The organism is Bordetella genomosp. 9, from assembly GCF_002261425.1.
GTDB lineage: Bacteria > Pseudomonadota > Gammaproteobacteria > Burkholderiales > Burkholderiaceae_B > Bordetella_C.
Map to the genome: position 1 here is coordinate 479,215 of NZ_NEVJ01000002.1, position 20,202 is coordinate 499,416.

At 67.8% G+C, this 20,202-nt stretch carries 18 protein-coding genes; 5 read left to right on the top strand and 13 right to left on the bottom strand.

Going from position 1 to position 20,202, the window contains the following annotated elements; genetic code table 11:
* The first annotated feature begins 97 nt into the window (after positions 1-97).
* The 3 genes from CAL26_RS08180 to ftsB all read left to right on the top strand — a co-directional run bounded on the left by CAL26_RS08180 (position 98) and on the right by ftsB (position 3,694).
* Entirely contained in the window at positions 98-1,753 is a 1,656-nt protein-coding gene (locus CAL26_RS08180; protein WP_094846414.1) for a CTP synthase, read from the top strand.
* 144 nt (positions 1,754-1,897) lie between these two features.
* Positions 1,898-3,184 carry a phosphopyruvate hydratase gene (gene eno, locus CAL26_RS08185; protein ID WP_094846415.1) on the top strand — a complete coding sequence of 429 codons (1,287 nt, stop codon included), beginning with the start codon at positions 1,898-1,900 and terminating at the stop codon, positions 3,182-3,184.
* A 66-nt stretch (positions 3,185-3,250) separates the two neighbouring features.
* On the top strand, positions 3,251-3,694 hold the full coding sequence (gene ftsB, locus CAL26_RS08190) for a cell division protein FtsB (protein WP_094846416.1): 444 nt from the start codon (positions 3,251-3,253) through the stop codon (positions 3,692-3,694).
* A gap of 44 nt (positions 3,695-3,738) precedes the next feature.
* Here the strand turns inward: ftsB and CAL26_RS08195 are convergent, their stop codons facing one another.
* The 7 genes from CAL26_RS08195 to CAL26_RS08225 form a co-directional block, all read right to left on the bottom strand.
* Positions 3,739-4,758: a TadE/TadG family type IV pilus assembly protein gene (locus CAL26_RS08195; protein ID WP_094846417.1), complete on the bottom strand. Its 1,020-nt coding sequence runs from the start codon at positions 4,756-4,758 to the stop codon at positions 3,739-3,741.
* A 152-nt stretch (positions 4,759-4,910) separates the two neighbouring features.
* The gene (gene hslO / locus CAL26_RS08200) at positions 4,911-5,831 is read right to left on the bottom strand and encodes an Hsp33 family molecular chaperone HslO (protein ID WP_094846418.1); all 921 of its coding nucleotides are present in this window, start codon (positions 5,829-5,831) and stop codon (positions 4,911-4,913) included.
* A gap of 59 nt (positions 5,832-5,890) precedes the next feature.
* On the bottom strand, positions 5,891-6,412 hold the full coding sequence (locus CAL26_RS08205) for a gamma carbonic anhydrase family protein (RefSeq protein WP_094846419.1): 522 nt from the start codon (positions 6,410-6,412) through the stop codon (positions 5,891-5,893).
* Between the two features lie 14 nt (positions 6,413-6,426).
* Complete coding sequence (locus CAL26_RS08210) at positions 6,427-8,103, bottom strand: acyl-CoA synthetase (RefSeq protein WP_094846420.1); 1,677 nt, start codon at positions 8,101-8,103, stop codon at positions 6,427-6,429.
* Between the two features lie 207 nt (positions 8,104-8,310).
* Entirely contained in the window at positions 8,311-9,159 is an 849-nt protein-coding gene (locus CAL26_RS08215) for a UDP-2,3-diacylglucosamine diphosphatase (RefSeq protein WP_094846421.1), read from the bottom strand.
* A 143-nt stretch (positions 9,160-9,302) separates the two neighbouring features.
* Entirely contained in the window at positions 9,303-9,839 is a 537-nt protein-coding gene (locus CAL26_RS08220; protein ID WP_094846422.1) for an RDD family protein, read from the bottom strand.
* Between the two features lie 108 nt (positions 9,840-9,947).
* Entirely contained in the window at positions 9,948-10,127 is a 180-nt protein-coding gene (locus tag CAL26_RS08225; protein ID WP_094846423.1) for a hypothetical protein, read from the bottom strand.
* A gap of 143 nt (positions 10,128-10,270) precedes the next feature.
* On the opposite strand from CAL26_RS08225, the gene pxpB reads away from it, so the two are divergent.
* Positions 10,271-11,002 (top strand): 5-oxoprolinase subunit PxpB, encoded by a 732-nt coding sequence (pxpB, locus tag CAL26_RS08230; protein ID WP_094846424.1) that lies wholly within the window; start codon positions 10,271-10,273, stop codon positions 11,000-11,002.
* Entirely contained in the window at positions 10,999-12,054 is a 1,056-nt protein-coding gene (locus CAL26_RS08235; protein WP_094846425.1) for a 5-oxoprolinase subunit C family protein, read from the top strand. The genes pxpB and CAL26_RS08235 overlap by 4 nt, the downstream gene beginning before the upstream one ends.
* 5 nt (positions 12,055-12,059) lie before the next feature.
* Here the strand turns inward: CAL26_RS08235 and CAL26_RS08240 are convergent, their stop codons facing one another.
* The 6 genes from CAL26_RS08240 to leuS all read right to left on the bottom strand — a co-directional run bounded on the left by CAL26_RS08240 (position 12,060) and on the right by leuS (position 20,029).
* The gene (locus CAL26_RS08240) at positions 12,060-13,694 is read right to left on the bottom strand and encodes a THUMP domain-containing class I SAM-dependent RNA methyltransferase (protein ID WP_094846426.1); all 1,635 of its coding nucleotides are present in this window, start codon (positions 13,692-13,694) and stop codon (positions 12,060-12,062) included.
* Positions 13,695-13,722: 28 nt separating this feature from the next.
* Positions 13,723-14,145 (bottom strand): CopD family protein, encoded by a 423-nt coding sequence (locus CAL26_RS08245; RefSeq protein WP_094846427.1) that lies wholly within the window; start codon positions 14,143-14,145, stop codon positions 13,723-13,725.
* Between the two features lie 110 nt (positions 14,146-14,255).
* A complete protein-coding gene (locus tag CAL26_RS08250; RefSeq protein ID WP_094846428.1) occupies positions 14,256-15,521 on the bottom strand; it encodes a glutamate-5-semialdehyde dehydrogenase in 1,266 nt (421 codons plus the stop codon).
* Between the two features lie 70 nt (positions 15,522-15,591).
* Positions 15,592-16,650: a DNA polymerase III subunit delta gene (gene holA, locus CAL26_RS08255; protein WP_094846429.1), complete on the bottom strand. Its 1,059-nt coding sequence runs from the start codon at positions 16,648-16,650 to the stop codon at positions 15,592-15,594.
* 5 nt (positions 16,651-16,655) lie between these two features.
* Complete coding sequence (locus CAL26_RS08260) at positions 16,656-17,357, bottom strand: LPS-assembly lipoprotein LptE (protein WP_094846989.1); 702 nt, start codon at positions 17,355-17,357, stop codon at positions 16,656-16,658.
* Between the two features lie 11 nt (positions 17,358-17,368).
* Positions 17,369-20,029 carry a leucine--tRNA ligase gene (gene leuS / locus CAL26_RS08265; RefSeq protein WP_094846430.1) on the bottom strand — a complete coding sequence of 887 codons (2,661 nt, stop codon included), beginning with the start codon at positions 20,027-20,029 and terminating at the stop codon, positions 17,369-17,371.
* Positions 20,030-20,202 lie beyond the last annotated feature (173 nt).

Genomic DNA, 20,202 nt, shown 5'->3' on the forward strand with positions numbered 1-20,202 from the left:
TTACTTCGCGACGCGATGGGAAATACCGGGATTCGCCGACGGCCCGGCTATAATCCAAATTTCCCGCACGCGCCCGGCCGCCCGGGCGCTATTCACGATGACCAAATACGTATTTGTCACCGGTGGCGTAGTGTCTTCCCTGGGGAAAGGCATCGCCGCCGCGTCCCTCGGCGCGATCCTGGAATCGCGCGGTCTGCAAGTCACCCTGCTCAAGCTCGACCCGTACATCAACGTCGATCCCGGCACCATGAGCCCCTTCCAGCATGGCGAGGTTTTCGTCACGGAAGACGGCGCCGAGACCGACCTGGACCTGGGCCATTACGAGCGCTTCATTTCCACGCGCATGCGCAAGGTGAACAACTTCACCACCGGCCAGATCTACGAATCCGTGCTGCGCAAGGAACGCCGGGGCGACTACCTGGGCAAGACGGTGCAGGTCATCCCGCACATCACCAATGAAATCCAGGACTTCATCGCTCGTGGCGCCGAAGCCGGCTGGGATGGCAACACCGACGTGGCCATCGTCGAAATCGGCGGCACGGTCGGCGATATCGAGTCCCTGCCTTTCCTGGAAGCCGCGCGGCAGATGAGCCTGCGCATGGGCCGCAACAACGCGGCCTTCATCCACCTGACCCTGGTGCCCTTCATCGCATCGGCGGGCGAACTGAAAACCAAGCCCACGCAGCACTCGGTGCAGAAACTGCGCGAAATCGGTATCTATCCGGATGCGCTGCTGTGCCGGGCGGACCGGCCCATCCCGGAAGACGAACGCGCCAAGATTTCACTGTTTTCCAACGTGCCGCTGGACGCCGTCATTTCGGTCTGGGACGCGGATTCGATCTACAAGATTCCCGCCATGCTGCACAAGCAGGGCCTGGACAACCTGGTGTGCGACGCCCTGGGCCTGACGCCGCCCCCGGCCGACCTGTCCATGTGGGACGACCTGGTCGAAGCCCTGGAACATCCGGTGCACGAAGTTACGATCGGCATGGTCGGCAAGTACGTCGACCTGACGGAATCGTACAAGTCGCTGACCGAAGCCCTGGTCCACGCCGGCATCCATACCCGTTCGCGCGTCAAGATCGAATACATCGACTCGGAAGACCTGGAAGCGCACGGCACGGACAGCCTCAAGCACCTGGACGCCATCCTGGTGCCGGGCGGCTTCGGCAAGCGCGGCACCGAAGGCAAGATCGCCGCCATCCGCTATGCGCGCGAAAACGGCGTGCCCTACCTGGGCATCTGCCTGGGCATGCAGCTGGCGGTCATCGAGTTCTCGCGCCACGTGGCCGGCCTGGGCGGTGCCAACAGCACGGAATTCGATCCCGCCGCCCCGCACCCGGTCGTCGCCCTGATCACCGAATGGATGGATCGCGAAGGCCGCGTGGAAAAGCGCGACGCCAATTCCGACCTGGGCGGCACCATGCGCAAGGGCGCGCAGCGCTGCCCGGTCAAGCCCGGCACGTTGGCCGCGAAGATCTACGGGCCGGAAGTCAACGAACGGCACCGCCATCGCTACGAAGTGAACAACGTCTACGTGCCCCGGCTGGAAGACGCCGGCATGGTGATCAGCGCGCGTACGCCCACCGAGAACCTGCCGGAAATGATGGAGCTGCCGGCGCATCCCTGGTTCGTGGGCGTGCAGTTCCACCCGGAATTCACGTCGACGCCGCGCGACGGGCACCCGCTGTTCTCCAGCTACATCCAGGCCGCCATCGACAGGCAGCAACGCCGCGCGGCGGACGCCGCGTGAAGCGGGCGTCCGCGCGCTCGCACGCAGCCGCGGACGCTCCGTGAACGCCACCGCGCCATGGCCGTTTGATTCCAGTCGGCGCCGGCCGGTCCGGCGCCGCAGCGCAAAGTTTTCAACGATCTCAACGACCTAGGGAAGACCATCATGAGTGCAATCGTCGACATCATCGGCCGCGAAATCCTGGATTCGCGCGGCAATCCCACCGTGGAATGCGATGTGCTGCTGGAATCGGGCGCCATGGGCCGGGCCGCGGTGCCGTCGGGCGCCTCCACCGGCACGCGCGAAGCCATCGAACTGCGCGACGGCGACAAAGGCCGCTACCTGGGCAAGGGCGTGCTGCGCGCGGTCGAAAACCTGAACACCGAAATCTCCGAAGCGCTGATGGGGCTGGACGCGCAGGAACAGACCTTCGTCGACCGCACCCTGATCGAACTGGACGGCACCGATGCCAAGGAACGCCTGGGCGCCAACGCCATCCTGGCCGCCAGCATGGCGGTGGCGCGCGCCGCCGCCGACGAATCCGGCCTGTCGCTGTACCGCTATTTCGGCGGCAGCGGCCCCATGAGCATGCCGGTGCCCATGATGAACGTCATCAACGGCGGCGCGCACGCCAACAACACGCTGGACCTGCAGGAATTCATGATCCTGCCGGTGGGCGCGGCCAGCTTCCGCGAAGCGCTGCGCTGGGGCGCGGAAGTCTTCCACGCGCTCAAGAAGCTGATCAACGCGCAAGGCATGTCCACCGCCGTGGGCGACGAAGGCGGTTTCGCGCCCAACGTCGCCAATCACGAGGCCGCCATCCAGCTGATCCTGAAAGCCATCGGCGAAGCCGGCTACGAACCCGGCACGCAGATCGCGCTGGGCCTGGATTGCGCCAGCTCGGAATTCTTCAAGAACGGCAAGTACGTGCTGGAAGGTGAAGGCGGCATTTCGCTGAGCTCGCAGGAATTCGCCAATCTGCTGGCCACGTGGTGCGACAAGTACCCCATCATTTCGATCGAAGACGGCATGGCCGAAAACGATTGGGACGGCTGGAAGCTGCTGACCGACCAACTGGGCAAGAAGGTGCAGCTGGTCGGCGACGATCTGTTCGTCACCAATACGCGCATCCTGAAGGAAGGCATCTCCCGGGGCGTGGCCAATTCCATCCTGATCAAGATCAACCAGATCGGCACGCTGACCGAAACTTTCGCCGCCATCGAAATGGCCAAGCGCGCCGGCTACACCGCCGTGGTTTCGCATCGCTCGGGTGAAACGGAAGACTCCACCATCGCTGATATCGCCGTGGCGACCAATGCCATGCAGATCAAGACCGGGTCGCTGTCGCGTTCGGACCGCATGGCCAAGTACAACCAGCTGCTCCGCATCGAGGAAGAACTGGCTGAAGTCGCGTCCTATCCTGGCGTGGAAGCCTTCTACAACCTGCGCTGACCTGGTCGCGCGTCCGGCGGCCGGCCCTGACGGGGCGGCGGCCGTTCAACCCTGTTCGGATACCGCATGCGCCTGTTGTTCCTGGTTCTACTGGCCCTGGTCTGCCTGATCCAGTACCCGTTGTGGCTGGGCAAGGGCGGCTGGTTCAAGGTGTGGGACCTGCAGAAACAGGTGGCCGCGCAGCGCGCCGTCAACGAAGGCATGCGCGCCCGCAACGCCGCCCTGGATGCGGAAGTGCACGACCTGCAGTCGGGCACGGGCGCGATCGAGGAACGGGCGCGCAGCGAACTGGGCATGATGAAGGACGGCGAGGTTTTCGTGCAGATCGTGCCCGCCGGCAGCGCACCCGCCACGTCCGCTTCCGCGCAAGCGCCGCAATCCGCCGACGCGAGCAATCGCCCAGGGGCCGCGCCGGCCACACCGGCCGCCAACCGCGCCACCGGCGCGTCGCCGGCCAGCCGTGCGGGTGCGGGCACCAACGCCAATGCCGCGCAAGGCACGCGCCGCTAGGCGCGCCCCGCTAGGCGCGCTCCGCTAGGCGCGCCCCGGCCGCGTCAGGCCAGCCCGTCGCCATTCCCGACTGGCGCGCAGCACAGTAGCACCCCGCAAGCGGGGTCGTCGATCGGTCCGTCGCTCCCGTCCGGGAGCAAGGGGCCAGCCCCCGCATCCCGTCGCTCAGGCGCGCTGATGTCCATCTCGTCCGGCCCGGGCCGAGGACGGCGTGTCGGCGTACGCAGGCCGACAGGGCCGACATGCGTCCGAGCGCCGGCGACCTCCCGGTCCGCGCCGGCCGCTCCGGCCGTTTCGGCGGGTCTGGCCCCTCTGGCCGCTCCAGCTGCCCCAACCGCGTTCACCGGTCTCCCCACGCCCGCCGCGCTCGCGTGCCACAGCACGGGATGCGACTGCATGGGCAAGGCCATTTCCATCTCCATCACCAGCATGCCGGCCCGCGCCGCGGGATCGCCGCTGCCCCGGAGCGCCGCCAGCCGCCGCAGCAGCGCCCGCACCCCAGGCACCCAGGGTGCGTGCGCATAAGCCAGGCGCAGCCGCAGCATGTTCGCTTCGAACACCGTCTGCCCCGAGCGCGGCCCGCGTCCGCCCGGCCAGCCCATGCGCCGGCGGCGCAGGTGCTGCTCCGCCTGGTAGTCATTGCGTATGGTCGGCAGGCCACGCGCGGCAGGGATGCGCAGCGACGCATCGCCGAAATCCGCGTAGGCGCCGACGGAGGGCGAGGTGACGTCGATACGCCAGGGCGGGGCGCCGGTCTGCTGCGTGACGTGCAGGAAGCTCGCGCGCATGCGGGCGCGCGGATCGCGATGCCGCCCGGGCGGATGGAACAGGGGCAGCAGGGCGGTTTCGAACGCCTGCTCGATCGTGGCGGGCCGTGCGTGCCCCGTCGCGCCGGCGCGCGCCGCTTCCAGCAGCGCCAGGTCGAGCATCTGCCGGGTCATGTGCCAGCGGGCGGCCTCGACCACGAGCAGGCCGCAGAACAGTAGCGGCAGCGCGCTCACGGTAAAAGCCACGATGGCCGCGCCGCGCTGGCGGGCCGCCGCGCGCGAGATCGGAGGATGCATGGCGCAAGTCTGCCGCGCCGGCCGGCGCGCGTCGATTGCGACATATACGTGTGATGCGCGCGACGCACCTGGGCGGACGTCGCGTGCCGGGCACGGCGGCGGCACCTGACGCGCCTGCACGGACGCGCGGGCGGCGCGCCCAGCCCGCGGCCTCAGTGCACCGTGGGCGGATCCTGTCCCGGCAGCGCCTGCGAGTCGGTGAACAGGCCCGCGCAATCCACCGCATCGAACAGGTAGGGCTTGCCGCAGAAATCGCAGGCGACTTCCACATCCCCGCGTTCGGCCAGGATGCTCTCGATTTCCCCGCGGCCCAGCATGCGCAGCATATCGGCGACCTTGGTGCGGTTGCACGGGCAATGCCAGCGCACCCCGGACGGCTCGAAGGTCAGCAGGGTCTCATCCCAATACAGGCGATGGATCAAGGTATCGATATCGGTGGCCAGCAACTCGTCCGACTTCAGCGTCTCCGTCAGGTGAACGGCGCGATTCCAGCTTTCCTCGGCCGCCTCGGGCGTCTGCGCGACCCCGCCCTGTCCGGGCAGGCGCTGCAGCAGCATGCCCGCCGCGTGATTGTCGTCGGCGGCCAGCCACAAGCGCGTCTCCAGCTGTTCCGACTGCTGCATGTAGTGGCTGAGCGCGTCGGCGACGGTATCGCCCACGATGGGCACGATACCCTGGTAAGCCTGCTGCCCCGGCGCCTTGCGCTGCGGATCCAGCACCACGATGAAGCGGCCATTGCCGCCGGGATTCATCAGGCTCTGCATCGTGCCGGTGTCCGGCACCACCTGTTCCTGGCGCAGCTTGACGGTCGCGCGCAGGCTCAGGTCGGCGCGGCACTCCACCACCAGCAGGGCGATCGGCCCGTCGCCCTGCACCTGTATCACCAGCGACCCTTCGAACTTCAGGTTGGCCGCCAGCAGCGTGGATGCGGCGATCATTTCGCCCAGCAGGCGCTTGATGGCGGGGGGATAGTCGTGATTGACCTGGGCGGCGCGCCAGGTGTCATGCAGCCGTACCGCCTGGATGCGAACGGTACGGTCCTCGAACAGGTATTTCTTCAGGAGATCGGTCATCCCGGAATGTTAGCCGATACGGCCCCCGGGCTGGCCGCGCCGCGGCCGGATCGCGCTGCTCAGCCGACGCGTTTCAGCGCGCGTTTGTATTGGCGTCCCCGATCGATATAGCCCTGGGTGTTCTGGTGCATGCGGTCGATTTCTTCCTGCGTCAGTTCCCGCACCACCTTGCCGATGCCGATGACCAGGCTGTTGTCCGGGATCACGCGGCCTTCGGGGATGATGGCGCCGGCGCCGATCAGGCAATTGCGGCCCACCACCGCTTCATTCAGCACGATGGCCTGTATCCCGACCAGCGCGCCCGCGCGTATGGTGCAGCCGTGCAGCATGGCCTGGTGCCCCACCGTCACGCGTTCCTCGACGATCAGACCGACGCCCTTGTCGACGTGCAGGACCGACGATTCCTGGATATTGCTGCCCTGGCGGATGACGATGGGCGCGTTGTCGCCGCGTATCGTCACCTGGGGCCAGATGCTGACGTCCGCTTCCAGCGTGACGTCGCCGATGATGTCCGCGCTGTCGGCGATATAGGCGCTGGCGTCGATGCGCGGCGCGACGCCTTCGAGTTCGTAGATGGCCATGGCGGTCTCCTGCGTCAGGCGGGCTGGTCGCCGCGCGCCTTTTCCGCTTTTTCTTCTTCGAGCTGCCGCAATACCCGCCGCTGCACCTTGCCGGTGGTGGTCATGGGCAGTTCGTCGAGAAACTCGATTTCCTTGGGATATTCATAAGGCGCCAGCCGTTCGCGCACGTGGTCCTGCAGGGCCTGGACGATGCCGTCGCGGGCCTGGCCGGCGTACTCCGGCGTCAGCACGACATAGGCCTTGACCAGCGCGCCGCGCTCCGCATCCGGTTTGGGCACCACGGCCGCGTTGGCTACGGCCGGGTGGCCCAGCAGGCAGCTTTCGATTTCCCCCGGCCCGATGCGATAGCCCGCCGACTTGAAGACGTCGTCGCTGCGCCCCGCGTACCAGAGGTAGCCGTCTTCGTCCATGCGGGCCAGGTCGCCGGTGCGGCACCAGTCGCCGCTGAATTTCGCGGCGGTGGCGATCGGGTTGCGCCAGTACTGCAGGAACAGGATGGGGTCGGGATGGCCGTGGATGTCGTAACGGTTCAGCGCCACTTCGCCGATTTCGCCCGCCTTGACCGGCTGGCCCTGGTCGTCGATGACGGCGACGCGGTGCCCCGGATAGGGGCGGCCCATGCTGCCCGGCTTGGCGGGCCAGCGCGCCTGGCTGTTGCCCACCAGGTAGTTCATTTCAGTCTGGCCGAACATTTCGTTCGGCGTGATACCCAGCGCCGACCGGCACCAGCCGAACACGGTCTCGCCCACGGATTCGCCGGCGCTCATGATGGCCCGCAGCACCAGCTTGTAGCGTTCGCGCGGCGCCGGCACCGCCTTCATCATCGCTTTCAGGGCGGTCGGGAACAGGAAGGTGTTCGTGACCTGGTAGCGTTCCAGCAATTCGAACGCACGCTCGGGTGAAAACCGGCCGCGCGTGCCGACGATGGGATGGCCGAAATACAGGGTGGGCAGCAGCGCGTCCATCATGCCGCCGGTCCAGGCCCAGTCTGCCGGCGACCAGAACACATCGCCCAGCTTGGGAAACCAGTCCTGCGACGCCACGAAACCCGGCAGATTGCCGATCAGGGCGGAATGCGGCAGCAGCGCCCCCTTGGGCGCGCCCGTGGTGCCCGACGTGTACAGCAGGATCGCGGGATCGGTGGCCAGGGTGGAAACACGCTTGAACTCGGCGGGCTGGCGCGCCAGCAGGCTGCGCCACGGCAGCACGCGTTCGTCGGCGAAGCCGATGCCGATGATCTGGTGCAGGGCAGCGCACTGTTCCGCGATGGAAAGCAGGTTGGCGCTGGACGCCGCGTCCACCACCGCGACGCGCGCTTCCGAGTCGCGCAGGCGCGACTCCAGCGCTTCGGGGCCGAACAATCCGGACAAGGGGACGATGACCGCGCCGACGCTGTAGGTGGCCATGTGCACCACCGCGGTCTCCGGTCGTTGTCCCAATACAACAGCGACACGGTCGCCCTTTCCGACTCCCATGCGCACCAGGCCATTCGCCAACTGGTTCGCCGCTTCCGCCAGGCGACCGTAGGTCCAGACTTCCCTGTTGCCCGCTTCGTCTTCGTAATAAATGGCGATGCGGCGTGCGTCGAGGCCGCTTTCGGCCCAACGGTGGCAGCACACCTCGGCGATGTTGAACTGCGTGGGTACTAGCCAGCGGAAAGAGTCGTAGAGCGCCTGGTATTGATCGTTCATGGCCCTGTTGTGAGCGGTTACAACGATGGGACTCGTCGGCAGTGCTTTTGGGGCCGGATTGCCCCAAACGCAAGCATGACCTAGAGGGCCACGATCCGCAACTTTCGCGTGCAGCGGTCCGCCAGGCCTAGGGTTATTACCGATGTTGCGGCGGCCGCCGCCGCGAGCGGCGACGCCCCGGGGCCAGAGGTGGGGCGGCGCGCGGCCTTACGGATGCTTGCCCTGGCGGCGCAGGGCCGAGGGCAGCGCGGGCAGGGACACCGGCCGCGGCGCGCGGGCCGGCGGGGCGTCCGCCGCGCGATCGGCCAGCACGGCCGCCCAGTCGAGCAACCGCAATTGGCCGCTGTGGTCTTCGGTCAGGGCCGACAGGCTTTCCACCCAATCGCCATCGTTGCAGTACAGCACGCCATCGATGTCGCGCAGTTCGGCCTTGTGGATGTGGCCGCAGACGACGCCATCCAGGCCGCGCCGGCGGGCTTCCCCGGCCAGGGCGTGTTCGAAGTCGGTGATGAAGGCGACCGCGTTCTTGACCTTGTGCTTCAGGTATTGGGACAGCGACCAGTAGTGCAGTCCCATGCGGTGGCGCATGCGATTGAAGTAGTGGTTCAGCCACAGCGCGAACTGGTACAGCGTGTCGCCCAGGTGCGCCAGCCATTTGCTGTGCTGGATCACGCCGTCGAACTGGTCGCCGTGCAGCACCAGCAACTTGCGCCCGTCGGCCGTCTCGTGGACGTCTTCGTCGACGATCTCGATGTCGCCGAAGGCATAGCCGATGAACTCGCGGGCGAATTCGTCATGGTTGCCCGGCACGAACACCACCCGCGTGCCTTCCCGTGCCTTGCGCAGGATGCGCTGGACGACGTCGTTGTGGGCGCGCGGCCAATGCCAGTGCTTGCGCAGCTGCCAGCCGTCGACGATGTCGCCGACCAGGTACAGCGTCTCGGCTTCGTTGTGATCCAGGAAGTCCAGGAGGAATTCTGCTTTGCACCCCGTCGTGCCGAGATGCAAATCGGAAATCCACACAGTGCGCCAATGCGTCGGGCGAATCTCGTTCACATGTCCCTCGTTCGCGCTGTCATGTACGCATGAAATCACCCGGCGATGACGTCGATGTGAAATTGCGATGGCGCTTTCATGACAGCGGCGGGGATGCCGCGGCCCACGGCCACGGCCACGGGCGGGATGTGGGCGGAACGGCGTCAGGCGCCGGCCGGGCTCTTGCGCGCCGCCCGGGGCGCACCTGGTACCGTGACCAGCCGCGTGCCCGCCCAGCGGTCATGCAGGAACTGCCCTTCCGGATCGAGCCAGGAGCCGATGAACACCGCGAACGGCGCGGCGACGATGAACATCAGGGTGGCGGGCCAGCGGGTCAGCGACTCGATGCCCCAGACCACCAGGGCCGCGATCAAGGGCAATACCCAGGCCAGCCCGTAGCGCCAGACCAGGCGGCTCAGCGACGGCGCGGTGCCGTCCCTGGCGACCAGCCGGATGTTCCAGGTTTTCATGGGCAGCGTCTGGCCGGCGCGTCGCCAGCACACCACGAAGTACACGCCGATGGCCAGGAAAAGCCAGAACTGGCGGGCCGGCCGCAGCATCAGGCCGCTGCGGCTCTGCGTCAGCGTGTCGAACAGATAATCCGCCAGGAAAACCACGCCGAACAGCAGCACGGCTTCGTACATCATGCAGGCGAATCGCCGCAGGCGGGGCGGCGTGGGCAGGGCAGTCGAGGCGTTCATAGCGGCGTATTATCCCCGGCAAAAAAAAAGCCCGCCACGAGGGCGGGTTTTAAAAGGGGCTTATGCAGCCCCCAAGGGGATCTGTCGCTGTCTGGTCGCTTTTCTGTTTCAGGCGCGGGCTGCTTCGCCGCCGTGGCGGGCAGCAGGGGCGCGGAAAGAGCGGCCGAGCTTGCTGATCATCTTACCCAACGCACGAAGCGGGCGCGGGCGGAATTGTTCTTCAATGGCCTGACGCATCAGTTGGCGTTCCAGTTCGTCGGTCAGGCGCAGGGGTTCACGTTCGTTCACGATAATATCCTGAGTGCTAAAAGCAAGCGCTGCGTTCCATCCAGAGAATCTGTTTAATCGCGTGCGCTCTAGGGATAACCCGAATTATAGGGGTTAACCCTAGAGCGTGCAAGTCGTGAAAAAGCAACAACTTCAACACCCGCATGGACAGTCAGCCCCTGGATTCCCCCTTCCCTTGGCGCATCGATCCCGTCGGCGATCGTTGCCTGCTGGTCACCCTGGGAGACCAGGTGGACGCCGCAGTCAATCGCTCGGTGCTGGCGCTGGCGGCGCATCTGCTGGCGGACCCGCCGCCGGGCGTGATCGATGTGGTGCCGGCTTTCACCACCGTGGCCTTGCATTATCTGCCGCAGGCTTACGCGGGAGAGCCCGGCACGCCGTACGCCTGCCTGGCGGCCATCGTGGCGGAGCGCCTGCGGCGCGGCGTGCCCGATATCGACGCCGAATCGCGGCTGGTGGAGGTTCCCGCCTGCTATGGCGGCGCGTACGGGCCGGACCTGGACGAGGTAGCGGGGCGCTGCGGCCTGTCCACCAGCGAGGTGATCGCGCTGCACTGCGGCTCGCCCCTGACGATCTACACCTTCTTTTTCTCCCCCGGCACGCCATTCGCCGGCGGCCTGGACGCGCGGCTGGCGGTGCCCCGGCGGGCCACGCCGCGCACGGAAGTCCCGGCGGGTTCGGTCGCCATCGCCAACGGCCTGTCGATGATCTACCAACTGGCCATGCCTGGCGGCTGGAACCTGATCGGACGCACGCCCTGGAACCTGTTCGACCTGCGGCGCGAGCCTCCCGCCCGGCTGCGCCTGGGCGATCGCCTGCGCTTCGTGCCGATTTCGCCGGCCGAGTTCGACCGTCTCTACGAGGCGCGGCCGTGATACGCGTATTGAAGCCCGGCGCGCTGACGCAGTTGCAGGACCTGGGCCGCTACGGCCACCAGCGCTATGGCGTGCCGGTGAACGGCGTGATGGACGAATGGTCGCACCGCGTGGCCAATATCCTGGTCGGCAACCCCGATGACGCCGCCACGCTGGAATGCACGCTCACCGGTCCCACGCTGCGGTTCATGCCCGGCGGGCGCGGCGAGCGCCTGATCGCGCTGTGCGGCGCCGATATGCAGGCGACTATCGACGGCATGCCGGCGCCCCTGAACCAGCCGCTGCTGGTGCGGGCGGGCGCCACGCTGGCCTTCGGCGAGCGCCGGCGCGGCGCCCGTGTGTACCTGGCGGTACGCGGCGGTTTCGACGTTCCCGCGGTGATGGGCAGCCGCAGCACGTTCGCGCGCGGCGGCTATGGCGGCTTCGAGGGCCGGGCGCTCGCGCGCGATGACCGATTGCCCCTGTGCGCGGCGGACGCCGGGTATCCCGGGGCGACGCGCCTGCGGGTGCAATGCGGCCTGCCTTTCGTCAGCGCGGCCCTGTTCGATCCGCCGGCGCTGGCGGGGCATCCCGATGGCCTGCGCGCCATCCGGGGGCCGCAATGGCACGCCTACACCGAAGCGGCCCGGGCGGCTTTCCGCGGACAGCCGTTCCGGATCGACAGCCGCTCCGATCGCATGGGCTACCGTCTGGAAGGGCCGCGCCTGGCGCTGTCCCAGCCCCTGGAGATGATTTCCGAGGCGGTGGCCTTCGGCACCGTGCAGGTGCCGCCGGATGGCAATCCCATCGTGCTGATGGCGGACCGCCAGAGCGCCGGCGGCTATCCCAAGATCGCCTACGTCGCCAGCGTGGACCTGCCGTTGCTGGCACAGGCCATGCCCGGCGACACCGTGCGGTTCGCCATGGTCACGCTGGACGAGGCGCAGGCCTTGTACCTGGAGCGCGAGGCGTCGCTGGCGGCGCTCCGCGCGCGTGTCGCCAGCGCGATGGGGAGTGCCATGGGGAGTGCCATGGGAAGTCCCATGGGGACTGCCGGCGTGATGCCGGCCTGAGCTTTTCAGCGGTCGCGGCCGTCGTGGGCGTCGCCGATGTCGCCATGGTCGCCGTCGTCGCCGTCGTCGTCATCGACGTCGGCCGTGCCCGCGCTTTTGTCCAGGCGCTTGTCCCGGTAGCTGGCGCTGACCAGTTCGAAGCTGAACAGGCGGCAATCCAGCGCGCCGTTGTGCAGCGGAATGCGCCGCCGCGGCTTCAGGCGCATCTTCTGCGGCAAGGCCATGTCGCTGGAAATGGCGTCCACCTGCCATCCGGCGAACTGGCGCTTCAGGCAGGCGGCCCACTCGCTCCACAGGTCTTCGTCGTGGCCTGGCTGCAGCCGCTCGCCATAGGGCGGATTGGTGACGATCCAGCCATGTTCGGCCGGCGCCTGCAGCGTGCGGGCGTCGCCGATCTCGAAGCGGATGCTGTCTTCGGTCAGCCAGGCGCGCTCGGCGTTCCGCCGGGCGTACTCGATGGCCTGGGGATCGACGTCGTAGCCGAACAAGGGCGTTTCCAGCGTGGGCTGGATGCGCGCCCGCGCGTCTTCCTTCAGGTCGCTCCAGCGGCGGGCGTCGTGGTCGCGCAGGCGCTCGAAGGAGAACGGCCGCGCGATGCCCGGCGGCACGCCCAGGGCGATCCACGCGGCCTCGATCAGGATGGTTCCGCTGCCGCAGAACGGGTCGAGCAGCGGCGCGGCCGGATCCCAGCCCGCCAGCGCCAGCATGCCGGCCGCCAGGTTCTCGCGCAGCGGGGCTTCACCCTTGTCCAGCCGCCATCCGCGCTTGAACAGGGATTCGCCGCTGGTATCCAGGTACAGCGTCGCCGTGTCGGCGGTCAGGAAGGCGTGGACGCGCGCGTCGGGCCGGACGGTGTCGATATCCGGACGCGCGCCTTCGCGGTCCAGCAGCCGGTCGCAGATGCCGTCCTTCACCCGCAGATTGCAGTATTGCAGGCTGCGCATCGGGCTTTTGATGGCCGACGTATCCACCCGCAAGGTCTGCTCGGCGCCGAACCAGCGCTCCCAGGGTGTGGCATAGGCCAGGTCCAGCAGATCGTTTTCGTCCTGCACGGGCGCCTGCGCCACCCGCACCAGGATGCGTGTGGCCAGGCGCGAATACAGGTTGGCCTGCTGCACGCCGATCCAGTCCGCGCTGAAATGCGCGCCGGCCCGGCCGGTGCGGGCGTCGTCGAAGCCCAGCGCGCGCAGTTCGATGGCCAGGACTTCTTCCAGCCCCTGGGGGCAGGGCGCGAAGACCTGGAATTTTTCGTCGGGACGCTGGCCCGCGGCTTGGCGCTGGCGCGGCTGCTCGGCGCGCGCGCGGGGCGCGACGCGATCGCGTTCGTAACGCCGGCCACGCTGGTCGCGCGCGTCGCCGCCATCGTCGCGTTCGTCGTAGCCGTCGTGTTTGTCGTATTCGCGGCGTTCGCTACGCTCGCCGCGTTCGCCGCGTTCGGCGCCCGCCTGGCTCCGTCCGCGCGCCCTGTCGGGCGGCGGTTCAGCCGGCTTGGTCTTCCCGCGCTGTTTTTCCTGCAGGGCCACCAGCTTGGCGCGCGCCCCGCTGCGCGTGCGCTTGGCGTCCGCGGCAGGCGCGGCGGTGCCGGCCCGCTTGGTCAGGGTCAGCGTCTTGCGCGGGCGTTCGGAATCGTCGACGGACATGGAATGGATGATCTGGAGATGCTGAAGGTCAGAACGGCTTGACGACGACCAGCGCCACCACGATGAACAGCAACAGTACCGAGATCTCGTTGAACCATCGGTAGAAGGTGTGGCTGCGCGTCTTGCCGCCCTGTTCGAGTTTGCGCAGCATGACGCCACAGGCGTGATGGTAGCCGATGATCAACAGCACGAAGAACAGCTTGGCGTGCATCCAGCCGTTGCCCGGCCCCATGCCGATGCCATAGCCGACGTAGAGCCACAGGCCGAAGACGATGGCGATCACGGCCAGCACGGTGGTGAAGCGGAACAGGCGCCGCGCCATGCCCAGCAGCACCGCGCGCACCGCCGGCTCATGCTGCTGCGCCAGGTTCACGTAGATGCGCGGCAGGTAGAACAGCCCGGCGAACCAGGCGGCGATGAAGACGATGTGCAGGGTCTTGATCCAGAGCATGGGCCTCTACCTTTGAATGAAACGGGCATTGTAGGGGGGCGGCGCCGGGAAGGCGCCGCGGGATATCGCAGATGCGCGGGCATCACGCCCTTCAGTTGCGCGGCCGGGGTTCAGCCGCGCAACTGGCCTTCGCCGGACAGCACCCACTTGTACGTGGTCAGGCCTTCCAGGCCCACGGGCCCGCGCGCATGCAGGCGATTGGTGGAAATGCCGATCTCGGAGCCCAGGCCATACTCATAGCCGTCGGCGAACACGGTCGGCAGGTTGACGTAAACCGAACTGGAATCGACTTCACGCTGGAAACGCCGCGCCGCGCTCAGGTTCTCGGTGACGATGGCATCGGTGTGGCCGGAACCCCAGCGGCCGATGTGATCCATGGCGTCGTCCAGCGTATCGACAACGCGGATCGCCAGGATGGGGCCCAGGTATTCCTCGGCCCAGTCGGTATCGCCCGCGGGCCTGGCGGCCGGCACCAGCTCGCGCGTGCGCGGGCAGCCGCGCAGCTCCACGCCGTGGCGGACCAGAGCGTCGGCCAGCCGCGGCAGGACGGTATCGGCCACGGCCGCGTGCACCAGCAGGGTTTCCATCGATCCGCAGACGCCGTAGCGATACGTCTTGGCGTTGAAGGCGATGGCATGGGCCTTTTCCAGGTCGGCGTCGGCGTCGATGTAGACGTGGCAATTGCCGTCCAGGTGCTTGATGACGGGCACGCGCGCTTCGGCGCTGATGCGCTGGATCAGGCTCTTGCCGCCGCGCGGCACGATGACGTCGACATGCTCGGTCATGGTGATCAGCGTGCCCACGGCCGCGCGGTCCGGCGTATCGACCACCTGCACCGCGTGGGCGGGCAGGCCGGCGGCATCCAGGCCCTGGCGCACGATGGCCGCCAGCGCCAGGTTCGAGCGCAGGGCTTCGCTGCCGCCGCGCAAAATGGCGGCGTTGCCGGATTTCAGGCACAGGGCGGCCGCGTCTATCGTGACGTTGGGCCGCGATTCGTAAATGATGCCGATCACGCCCAGCGGCACGCGCATCTGCGCCACGCGCATGCCGTTCGGCCGGATCGTGGTGGGGCCTATGCTGCCCACCGGATCGGGCAGCGCGGCGACCTGGCGCAGGCCTTCCGCCATCAGGTCGAGCGTCCGATCGGACAGCGTCAACCGGTCCAGCAATGCCGGCGTGAGGCCGGTTTCGCGCGCCGCGTCCATATCCTGGCGGTTGGCGGCTTTCAGCGCGTCGCGGCTGTCGGCGATGGCGTCGGCCATGGCGGTCAGGGCGCGCACCTTGGCGGCGCCGCTGGCGGACATCATCTGGCGCGCGGCGCGGCGGGCGTTCTCGCCCAGGGCGAGCATGGCTTGTTCTACGGTCTGGCTGGACATGGCTATCGATGGAAACGGCATGCGCCGGGCGGCTGGCGGTGAAGCTCGTAGTGTATCCGTAGAGACGCGCTCAGGCGTCCCTGCGGCCGGCGGCGGCCACCCGCAGCGCCAGGCGGGTCATCTCTTCCCACGGGTCGGACAGGCGGCCCGGCACGGACAGCCCCTTGATGATGCGGTCGACCTCGTGCGCATGCTGGACGGCGGCCGGCCAGGCGCGCGCCGGCACGCGCGACAGCGCCTGCATCGCCAGCCGTTCATGGGCGCCGAAGATGCGCAGCTTGCGCATGACGGCGCCGCTGTCCTGGCCGCTGGCCCGGGCCTGCGCCACGCGGGCCAGGACGCGGATTTCCTCTCCGACCGCCCAAAGCACCAGCGGCAGCGCTTCGCCTTCGGCGCGCAGGCCGTCCAGCATGCGCACGGTGCGGCCGACGTCGCCGGCCAGCATGGCGTCGCGCAGGCCGAAGACGTCATAGCGCGCGACGTTCAGCACCGCGCGCTCCACGGCTTCGGCTTCCAGCATGCCTTCCGGGTACAGCAGGGCCAGTTTCTGGATTTCCTGGTGCGCCGCCAGCAGGTTGCCTTCGACCTTGTCCGCCATCCATTGCAAGGTGGCGGCGTCGGCGCGCTGGTTCTGGCGCGCCAGCCGTTCGCCTATCCAGGCGGGCAGCCGCGCGCGTTCGATATTGGGGATGTCGACGAGCACGCCGCGCGACAGCGCCGACATCCAGCGGCTTTCGCGCGTGGCCTTGTCCAGCCGCGGCAGGCCGATGGCGATGACCGTATCGGGATCGCTGCCGCTGGTTTCCGCCTGTTCGGCCAGGCGCGCCAGCATGTCGCCGCCGGCCTTGCCGGGCTTGCCGGTGGGGATCTTCAGCTCCAGCAGGCGCCGGTCGCCGAACAGCGAGACGGTCTGGGTGGCGGCGACGACGGCGCTCCAGTCGCTGCGCGCGTCCATCACCAGCGACGTGCGCTCGGTGTAGCCGGCCGCCCGCGCCGCCGCGCGCAGGGCGTCCATGGCTTCGGTGACGAGCAGCGGCTCGTCGCCGCTGACCGTATACAGCGGCGCCAGCCGCGTGCCCGCGCGCCGCAGATGGTCGGCGAAGCGGTCGGCGTCCAGGGTTTGCGCCATGCCTGCTAGTACGTGCCGTCGTCGTCGGGGCTGGCCGGGCCGTTGGTGATGCTCGGGCGGTTCCACGGCAGCCGGTCGTTCTGCTGCGGCGTCGGTTGCGTGATGTTGTAGACCGGGCCCTGCTCGTCGCCGGGCTTGGTGTTCTCCAGCTTCTGCGCGGCGAGCCGCACGTCGGGCGCCGTGAGGCGCCGCACGATGCGGCTGACCAGGCTCTGCTCCATGTTCCGGTACAGGCTTTCCGCCTGGCCTTCCTTGGCCTGCACGACCTGGTCGTTGTATTGCATTTCCCGGTAGGCTTCCAGCGTGGTGTCCGGCAGCAGGGCGCGGCCCTTGGCGTCGACGACGCGGAAGGTGAACACCAACCCCAGTTCGTACTCTTCCACCTTGCCCTGCGCGTTCAGCGATACCTCGCGCATGGAGCGCGCATTGCGGACCTGCTGCAGTACGGCTTGGGCTTCCTTGGGCGTTTCCACCAGCTTGGTTTCGGGCGATGCCGCCGCGATGGCCCTGCGCACCTCCGCGCCGAAGCGCGAATTCGGCGCGATGCCGATATACAGCGAGTCGAAGGGCAGGGGGGTGACGCCCCGCATCTGGAAACCGCATGCGGACAGCAGCGCGAGCAGGGCCAGGCTGGCGACGCGCAGCGCCCAGCGTGGACCGCCGCGCCGCGCGCCCGTCGAGCCTTGGTTGTGCCTGGCGAAATTCATGCGGTACCTCATTAACCTACGACGTTGACCAGTTTGCCGGGCACCACGATAACCCGTTTGGGCGGCCGGCCCTCGAGAAAGCGGGCCACTGCCTCATGTGCCGCGGCCTGGGCCTCGATCTGCTCGCGCGCGGCCTGCGCCGGCACGCGCAGCGCGCCGCGCAGCTTGCCGTTGACCTGCAGCATCAGTTCGAGCTCGTCCGCTACCAGCGCGGCGTCGTCGACCTGCGGCCAGGGGGCGTCCAGCAGGTCGCCGTACAGGCCGGCATAGCCGAGTTCCTGCCACAGCTGCCAGGTGATGTGCGGCACCACCGGATAGAGCACGCGCAGCAGGATACCCAGGCATTCGGCGCGGGCGGCGTCGGATGCCGCGCCGGCCGGCAGGTCGGCGTTTTCGATGGCGTTCAGCATCTTCATGCAGGCCGACACCACGGTGTTGTACTGGATGCGCTCGTAGTCGTAGTCGGCCTGCTTGAGCAGCGTGTGGATTTCACGGCGCAGATCCTTGGCCGCGTCGGGCGCGCCGCGCCAGTCGACGTCGCGGGCCGCCAGGCCGGCCGCCACGGCGTCGCGCTGCGACCAGCCATGCGACCACAGGCGGCGCAGGAAGCGGTTGGCGCCTTCCACGCCGGAATCGGACCACTCCAGCGTCTGCTCCGGCGGGCTGGCGAACATGACGAACAGGCGCGCGGTGTCCGCGCCCAGGGTGTCGATCAGCGACTGCGGATCCACGCCATTGTTCTTGGACTTGGACATGGTCCCCACGCCGCCGTAGACGACGTCGCTGCCGTCCGATTTGCGGCGCGCGCCGACGATGGCGCCCTTGGCGTCGTAGACGTTTTCGACTTCCTCCGGCCAGAAATACTCGATGCCGCCGTGTTCGGTCTTGCGCGAATAGATATGGTTCAGCACCATGCCCTGGCAGAGCAGGCGCGTGAACGGTTCATCGAATTTCAACAGGCCCAGGTCGCGCATCACCTTGGTCCAGAACCGCGCGTACAGCAGGTGCAGCACCGCGTGTTCGATGCCGCCGATGTACTGGTCCATCGGCATCCAGTAATCGTTGCGGCCGTCGACCATCGCGCCATCGTTGCCGGGCGAGGTATAGCGCATGAAATACCACGACGAATCGACGAAGGTATCCATGGTGTCCGTCTCGCGGCGGGCCGGCTTGCCGCACGTGGGGCAGGCGCAGGACAGGAAGGCTTCGTTCTTCGCCAGGGGATTGCCGGTGCCGTCGGGGATCAGGTCTTCAGGCAGCACCACGGGCAGGTCCTTTTCCGGGACCGGCACCGGGCCGCAGTCGGCGCAATGGATGATGGGGATGGGCGTGCCCCAATAGCGCTGGCGCGAAATGCCCCAGTCGCGCAGGCGCCAGGTGGTCTGCTTTTCGCCGAGGCCCCGCGACGCCAGGTCGGCGGCGATGGCGTCCACCGCCTGCTTGAAAGCCAGGCCGTCATACTTGCCCGAATGGACGAGCCGGCCGCTTTGCTTGTCGGCGTACCACTCCTGCCAGGCGTCGGTGGAATAGGTCTTGCCGGGCACGTCCACGACCTGGCGGATTTCCAGGCCGTATTTGCGCGCGAAGGCGAAGTCGCGTTCGTCGTGCGCCGGCACGCCCATGACGGCGCCGTCGCCGTAGCTCATCAGCACGTAGTTGCCGACCCACACGTCGACGGGCTGGCCGGTCAAGGGATGCGTGACCGACAGCCCCGTGGGCAGGCCTTCCTTTTCGCGGGTCGCCAGTTCGGCCTCGGTCGTGCCGCCCAGCTTGCAGCGTTCGATGAAGTCGGCCAATTCCGCGTTGTCGCGCGCCGCCAGCGTGGCCAGCGGGTGTTCCGGCGCCACCGCGCAGAACGTCACCCCCATGATGGTGTCGGCGCGGGTGGTGAACACGTAAAGCTTGCCGTCCTGCACCAGCTGGCCGGATTCGTCGCGGATGTCGTGCGTGAAGGCGAAGCGCACGCCTTCGCTCTTGCCTATCCAGTTTTCCTGCATCAGGCGCACGCGCTCCGGCCAGCCCGGCAGGCCGGTCTTGACCCGGTCGAGCAGTTCTTCGGCGTAATCGGTGATGCGCAGGTAGTAGCCCGGGATCTCGCGCTTTTCCACCAGGGCGCCGGAGCGCCAGCCGCGGCCGTCGATGACCTGTTCGTTCGCCAGCACGGTCTGGTCCACCGGATCCCAATTGACCACCTGGGTTTTGCGGTAGGCGATCCCTTTTTCCAGCATCTTCAGGAACAGCCACTGGTTCCACTTGTAGTACGCGGGGTCGCAGGCGCTCATTTCGCGCGACCAGTCGATCGCCAGACCCATCGCCTGCATTTGCTTCTTCATGTAGGCAATGTTGTCGTAGGTCCACTTGGCGGGCGGAACCTTGGACTTGATGGCGGCGTTTTCCGCGGGCATGCCGAAGGCATCCCAGCCCATGGGCATCAGCACGTTGTAGCCGCGCATGCGCAGTTGCCGCGCCATCATGTCGTTGATGGTGTAGTTGCGGACATGGCCCATGTGCAATTTACCGCTGGGGTAGGGCAGCATGGAACACGCGTAGAACTTCGGCTTTTCGGCGCCGCTGGCATTGCGGGCGTGCTCGCTGACGCGATAGACGTCTTGGCTGCGCCAGACGTCCTGGGCGGCGGCTTCGACGGCATTGGGGTTGTAGCGTTCCTGCATGGGCTCGGTGGGATCTGGTGGATCGGTGACGAATAAAGGGCCGGCCCCCCGGCGGCTGGGGACGGTCAAAACCCTTGATTATAGGTTCTGGCACCCGGGCCCAGGGCTGGCGGCCGCGGAAATACGCCGTCCGGGGGCCGGCGGGCGTAATAGTTGCTGGTAAAGCGCCTGGC

Excerpts from the sequence above, each read along its gene's own strand:
- holA (WP_094846429.1), bottom strand. The coding sequence starts at position 16,650 with ATGGCGCAAACCCTGGACGCCGACCGCTTCGCCGACCATCTGCGGCGC.
- CAL26_RS08250 (WP_094846428.1), bottom strand. The coding sequence starts at position 15,521 with ATGTCCAGCCAGACCGTAGAACAAGCCATGCTCGCCCTGGGCGAGAAC.
- CAL26_RS08205 (WP_094846419.1), bottom strand. The coding sequence starts at position 6,412 with ATGGCCATCTACGAACTCGAAGGCGTCGCGCCGCGCATCGACGCCAGC.
- eno (WP_094846415.1), top strand. The coding sequence starts at position 1,898 with ATGAGTGCAATCGTCGACATCATCGGCCGCGAAATCCTGGATTCGCGC.
- CAL26_RS08210 (WP_094846420.1), bottom strand. The coding sequence starts at position 8,103 with ATGAACGATCAATACCAGGCGCTCTACGACTCTTTCCGCTGGCTAGTA.
- CAL26_RS08260 (WP_094846989.1), bottom strand. The coding sequence starts at position 17,357 with ATGAATTTCGCCAGGCACAACCAAGGCTCGACGGGCGCGCGGCGCGGC.
- CAL26_RS08180 (WP_094846414.1), top strand. The coding sequence starts at position 98 with ATGACCAAATACGTATTTGTCACCGGTGGCGTAGTGTCTTCCCTGGGG.
- CAL26_RS08240 (WP_094846426.1), bottom strand. The coding sequence starts at position 13,694 with ATGTCCGTCGACGATTCCGAACGCCCGCGCAAGACGCTGACCCTGACC.
- ftsB (WP_094846416.1), top strand. The coding sequence starts at position 3,251 with ATGCGCCTGTTGTTCCTGGTTCTACTGGCCCTGGTCTGCCTGATCCAG.
- leuS (WP_094846430.1), bottom strand. The coding sequence starts at position 20,029 with ATGCAGGAACGCTACAACCCCAATGCCGTCGAAGCCGCCGCCCAGGAC.
- CAL26_RS08245 (WP_094846427.1), bottom strand. The coding sequence starts at position 14,145 with ATGCTCTGGATCAAGACCCTGCACATCGTCTTCATCGCCGCCTGGTTC.
- pxpB (WP_094846424.1), top strand. The coding sequence starts at position 10,271 with ATGGACAGTCAGCCCCTGGATTCCCCCTTCCCTTGGCGCATCGATCCC.
- CAL26_RS08195 (WP_094846417.1), bottom strand. The coding sequence starts at position 4,758 with ATGCATCCTCCGATCTCGCGCGCGGCGGCCCGCCAGCGCGGCGCGGCC.
- CAL26_RS08220 (WP_094846422.1), bottom strand. The coding sequence starts at position 9,839 with ATGAACGCCTCGACTGCCCTGCCCACGCCGCCCCGCCTGCGGCGATTC.
- hslO (WP_094846418.1), bottom strand. The coding sequence starts at position 5,831 with ATGACCGATCTCCTGAAGAAATACCTGTTCGAGGACCGTACCGTTCGC.